We start from the raw sequence: 5,494 nt of genomic DNA, 5'->3' as shown, positions 1-5,494 counted from the left end.
TGGTATCGTTCTTCTCGGCTGAGGTGCTTGTACATTGGGCAACTTCGACTTGGCGGTTAAAGCGGCCATGATGCTCTCGCATCCTCAGCCACCTATAACCAGTTCATCTTTGTTGCACTTCGTCCTTGAATCCGCCAAATAAAACAAATAGAGTTCAGGAAAATTATTTCCTGTCATCTTCCTTGCACTGGTTTCTCCAAGGTACTGGTTCCAAATCGGGAATGCCCTTGGACATTTTGATGGGTACCAAGATATTCATCAGAAATATTTATGCAAAACACAATGCCTTCACCCGTTAGTTTTTTTCAAGCCTTTTGGTTTTGGCTCAAGCTCGGTTTCATCAGCTTTGGTGGGCCCGCCGGACAAATTGCCATCCTGCACCAAGAACTGGTGGAGCATCGTCGATGGTTGTCTGAGCGACGCTTTTTGCATGCGCTGAATTACTGCATGGTGTTGCCGGGGCCAGAGGCGCAACAGTTGGTGACCTACATCGGTTGGTTGATGCACAAGCGCTGGGGCGGTGTGGTGGCGGGGGCCTTGTTTGTGCTGCCATCGCTGCTCATCCTGATCGTGCTGTCGTGGGTGTCGATTGCGTTTGGTGAGGTGCCTTGGGTAGCTGCGCTGTTTTTTGGTATCAAGCCCGCCGTCACCGCCATCGTGATGCAAGCGGCGCATCGCATTGGCTCACGCGCATTGAAGAATCGGGTGTTGTGGGCGATTGCCGCAGCCTCATTCGTGGCCATCTTTGCACTCGATGTGCCCTTCCCTCTTATCGTCGGGCTAGCTGCTGGCGCGGGGTATGTGGGTGGGCGCATGTCACCGAGCACCTTTCAAACAGGCGGTGGGCATGGTGCAGCTCACGCATCGTATGGCCCCGCGTTGATTGACGACCACACACCGACACCCGCCCATGCGCATTTCAGTTTTGTAGGTTTGGCGCAGGTGCTGGTTGCAGGCGCTGTGCTGTGGGTCGTGCCCATGGGCGTGTTGTGCGCGGTGTTTGGTTGGACACATGATTTCACGCAAATGGCTTGGTTCTTCACCAAAGCAGCGTTGCTCACGTTTGGTGGTGCCTATGCCGTGCTGCCCTATGTGTATCAAGGCGCGGTCAGCCAGTTTGGCTGGGTCACGCCCACGCAGATGATGGACGGTTTGGCCTTGGGCGAAACCACGCCCGGCCCACTCATCATGGTGGTGGCGTTTGTAGCTTTTGTGGGAGGCTATGTGAAAGCGCTGCTTGGGCCCGAAAGTCTATTTGCAGCTGGTGCGTTGGCCGCGTGTTTGGTGACGTGGTTTACGTTTTTGCCGTCGTTCATCTTCATCTTGGCCGGTGGTCCCTTGGTTGAGAGCACGCACCGCAACCTCACATTCACAGCACCGCTCACCGCCATCACGGCCGCAGTGGTGGGCGTGGTGCTGAACCTCGCCTTGTTCTTTGCGTATCACCTGTTGTGGCCCGAAGGTTTTACGGGTTCCTTGGATGTGCGCTCAAGCCTCATTGCCATCGGTGCAACGGTGGCCTTGTTTCATTTCAAACGGCCGGTGATGGAGGTCATCGCCCTGTGCGCCTTGGTGGGTTTGAGCGCCCAACTGATTCCTTTGTGACTGGTGTGCGTTGTCAATCATGCGCGTGGGAAGCGCGCCAACCTAAGCGCGCGTCCAAAGCCTCAGACTTTCGCACCACGGGCTCGTCATCCATGTCCCCGAAATCGGCAGAATCCAAGTGCAAATAATGGACAGCCTTTTCGCCCACCACAGGCCAATGGGGCCGAGGGCCTTGCGCGGTTGCCACCAGCTCTAGACGCACGGTGGAGACGCCTGGCACGTGGCGCGTCACACGTTTGGGCAAGTTAAGCGCAGGCAACCAATTCACGTCCAAGCGCTGCTTGCCCACCCAGCCACGCAAATGCCATTGGGTATCCAAGCCTCGGCCTTGCTTTGACACCCGCTTGAGTTGTGCCAACTCGGCTGGATCCACCAAACGAGACAAGGCAGCCCAGTCCACGTTCACATGCAAAGTCGCCAGCTCGCCTGTGCTGTAGTCGACGACACGCGCATCGTCGTGAAACACACGCTCAAAGCTGATGCGTTGCTGGGCATCGCGGTACCACACCTCGTCTACATTGCCTTTGAGCAAGGCCACTTGATTGGCATCCCTGTAAAAGTACCACGTGTGTTGTTGTGTGTTGGACGGTTGCCCCTTTGACGCACGTTCTACCGTCACCACATAGCGCGCCGCCACGCGTGTCGGTTCTTGCTGACTGCGCAGCAACGCAGCAGCGGGGTCAGGTATGTCGTGCGCATGCGCCACCGTGGCGAGCAGGCCCACCGCAACGATTGAAAGCCAGCAGCGGCCTGCACAAGTTGTGGCCATGTTTATTTCATCGCTTCCATCATCACATGGAAGATCCAGTTTTGTTCCATTGAGCCACGTACCAAATACGCTTTGGGGCCGCGCGCATAAATCGCCACGTCTTCACCCGCATGGGTTTCAGAGGCGAGAGGAACGAGGGCTTCTTGCAAAAAGTTCACATCGGTGGTGTCTACATTCGTCAAGTCAGGGCGACTACCGGCACGCACACCTGGGCCGTTGGCGTAGCCCAAGGTCGTGTAGGGACGGCCATTGGCATCCACGCTGTTCTTCAAAGCGGCGCCGTCTTTGGCTGGCACCTCGCGCACCAAGCCCAAGATGTTGTTACCTCGGCTGGGATAGCCGGCAATGGTGAAGGTGTGGCTGTGGTCTGCCGTGACGATGATGAGGGTGTCTTCCAGCGTGCCTGCGGCTTTGAGGACATCCACGGTGCGTTGAACGGCGTTGGCAAACTCAATCGTGTCAACCAAGGCACGATGGGCATTGCCTGCATGGTGCGCATGGTCAATGCGCCCCCCTTCGACGTGCAAGAAAAAGCCCTTGGGGTCTTTCATCAACACACGCAGCGCTTTGTCGGTCATCTCGGTCAGCGAGGGTTCACCTGCGGGGTCATTGGCACGGTTGGCCTCGTATTGCACATGCGAGGGCTCAAACAAGCCCAGTAAATAGCTGTTGCTGGCGGGGTCAAACGCATCGAACTGCGCCTTGTTCCAAGCATAGCTCGCACGACCATAGAGGCTGCGTGAGGTGACCCACTCTTGCGTCAAATCGCGGCCATCGAGGCGACGTCCTTTGTCTTTGGCGTATTCAGGATCCACAGCCGAGGTGGGCATGAAGTAGGTGCGCCCGCCTCCCATGGCCACCTTCAAACTTTGGCGCACTTGAGGCGACACCTCAATCAGTTGACGCGCAATGTCTTTCACTGCGGTGTCTGCGCCTTGGCATGCTGCGCCTGTGTTGATGTCGGTCTTGGGCAGGTTGGAATCGGCTTCCCAATCACGCATGGCGGTGTGGGCATACATGGCAGCGGGGGTCGCGTGGGTGATGCGCGCGGTCGACACGATGCCGGTGGACTTGCCCATCTCTGCGGCATGCGCTAACACGCTGCGCACTTTTTTAGATTCAATCACTGCCGCATTGCACTCACCGCGTGCCGTGGTGTGGTTGACCGACAACATGCCCTCACGCGCTTTGTAGCCAGTGGCAATAGCGGTGATGGTGGGGGCGGAGTCAGGGGTTTGCTGATCCCACGAATACGTTTTGGAAAACGCGGTGTAGGGAAAGCGGTCAAAGGACAAGCGGTTTTCTTCGCCAGGTTTGTTTTTGAGTTGGCCTTCTAGGATGCGGGCGGCTGTGATGGTGCTGATGCCCATGCCATCCCCCACAAACAAAACCACGTTTTTGGCTCGACGGTGGTTGTCTTGCAGGGCTTTGCCTTGGGCAATGAATGATTGGCCGGCATGGAACCAATCTGACACCGCCTCTGGGCCTTGCACCACAGGGACAGCTTGAGCTTGGACGAACCCATGGGCAAACAGGCCAACAGCCAGTGCAACGACAGTCAAGACAGAGCGATTCATGGGAAGCATCCTTACAAAATAGAAGTTCATCAAAATCTAGCGCAGATATCCTATTGCGCTGAATCGTCGTGACAAATGTATGACTTGAAACCTGCTAGTGCGCAAAATCAAATTCAAATCGGGGCCGAGATAAGTGTCAGTTGAAATTTACTTCAGTGCTTTGAAGCGTACGCGCTTAGGTTTAGCGCCTTCTTCGCCGAGACGTTTCTTCTTGTCGGCTTCGTACTCTTGGTAATTGCCATCAAAGAACACCCATTGGCTATCGCCCTCGGCGGCCAAGATGTGCGTGGCAATGCGGTCGAGGAACCAACGGTCGTGGCTGATCACCATCACGGAGCCCGCAAACTCTAAAAGTGCATCTTCCAAAGCGCGTAGGGTTTCCACGTCCAAGTCGTTCGAGGGCTCGTCCAGCAGCAACACGTTGCCGCCTTCGATCAAAGTCTTGGCCAAGTGCAAGCGACCACGCTCACCGCCTGACAACATGCCGACTTTCTTTTGCTGGTCGCCACCGTTGAAGTTAAAACGACCGCAATAGGCACGGCTTGGCATTTGGAACTTGCCCACGTTCATGATGTCCAAACCACCTGAGATGTCTTCCCACACCGTTTTGTCATCGTTCAGGTCGTCGCGCGTCTGGTCCACAAACGCCATCTTGACGGTTTGGCCAATCTTGACCTCACCGCTGTCGGGCTGCTCTTTACCAGCAATCAACTTGAACAAGGTCGACTTACCCGCACCGTTAGGGCCGATGATGCCCACGATGGCACCCGCTGGTACTTGGAAACTCAGGTTGTCGATCAACACACGGTCACCAAACGACTTGCTGACGTTTTTGAACTCAAACACTTCGTGGCCCAAACGTTCTGCCACGGGAATGAAGATTTCCTGTGTTTCGTTGCGCTTTTGGTATTCGTGATCGGACAACTCTTCAAAGCGGGCCAAACGGGCCTTGCTCTTAGCTTGTCGGCCTTTGGGGTTTTGACGCGCCCATTCCAATTCCTTCTTCATGGCCTTGGAGCGTGCATCTTCGGTGCGTTGCTCAGTGGCCAAACGGGCTTCTTTTTGCTCCAACCAATTGGAGTAGTTGCCCTTGTAGGGAATGCCGTGGCCACGGTCGAGTTCCAAAATCCACTCTGCCGCGTTATCCAAGAAGTAGCGATCATGGGTAATGGCCACCACAGTGCCTGAGAAGCGGGCCAAGAACTGTTCCAACCAGTCCACCGATTCGGCATCCAAGTGGTTGGTGGGTTCGTCAAGCAGCAACATGTCTGGCTTGGAGAGCAACAAACGGCACAAGGCCACGCGGCGTTTCTCACCCCCAGAGAGCTTGCCAATGATGGCGTCCCATGCGGGTAGGCGCAGGGCATCGGCGGCGATTTCGAGCAAGTGGTCCGAACCGTCGCCTGCGCCAGAGGCTGCGATGATGGCTTCGAGTTGGGCTTGTTCAGCAGCCAAGGCATCGAAATCGGCATCTTCTTCTGCGTAGGCGGCATACACCTCTTCGAGGCGTGCTTGGGCCTCTTTGACTTCGCCCATGCCACTC

At 56.1% G+C, this 5,494-nt stretch carries 4 protein-coding genes; 1 reads left to right on the top strand and 3 read right to left on the bottom strand.

The features are described from left to right. Positions 1 to 282: 282 nt before the first annotated feature. Entirely contained in the window at positions 283 to 1,605 is a 1,323-nt protein-coding gene (gene chrA / locus RMS03_RS06020) for a chromate efflux transporter (RefSeq protein ID WP_310626191.1), read from the top strand. Between the two features lie 13 nt (positions 1,606 to 1,618). On the opposite strand, the gene RMS03_RS06015 is transcribed toward chrA, so the two are convergent. From RMS03_RS06015 to ettA, 3 genes are all read right to left on the bottom strand, one after another. Next, entirely contained in the window at positions 1,619 to 2,374 is a 756-nt protein-coding gene (locus RMS03_RS06015) for a hypothetical protein (protein ID WP_310626190.1), read from the bottom strand. A gap of 2 nt (positions 2,375 to 2,376) precedes the next feature. Continuing rightward, entirely contained in the window at positions 2,377 to 3,951 is a 1,575-nt protein-coding gene (locus tag RMS03_RS06010) for an alkaline phosphatase (RefSeq protein WP_310626189.1), read from the bottom strand. 147 nt (positions 3,952 to 4,098) lie between these two features. Continuing rightward, the coding region (ettA, locus tag RMS03_RS06005; protein ID WP_310626188.1) for an energy-dependent translational throttle protein EttA at positions 4,099 to 5,494 on the bottom strand (1,396 nt) is incomplete at its 5' end.

The sequence above is a fragment of the Limnohabitans sp. genome, assembly GCF_031538885.1.
Classification (GTDB): domain Bacteria; phylum Pseudomonadota; class Gammaproteobacteria; order Burkholderiales; family Burkholderiaceae_C; genus Limnohabitans.
The sequence above is the reverse complement of the archived record's forward strand: the minus strand, read 5'-3'. Positions and strand labels throughout refer to the sequence as shown.

Bases quoted from the DNA above. Each gene is read 5' to 3' on its own strand.
- RMS03_RS06010 (WP_310626189.1), bottom strand. From the start codon at position 3,951: ATGAATCGCTCTGTCTTGACTGTCGTTGCACTGGCTGTTGGCCTGTTT.
- chrA (WP_310626191.1), top strand. From the start codon at position 283: ATGCCTTCACCCGTTAGTTTTTTTCAAGCCTTTTGGTTTTGGCTCAAG.
- RMS03_RS06015 (WP_310626190.1), bottom strand. From the start codon at position 2,374: ATGGCCACAACTTGTGCAGGCCGCTGCTGGCTTTCAATCGTTGCGGTG.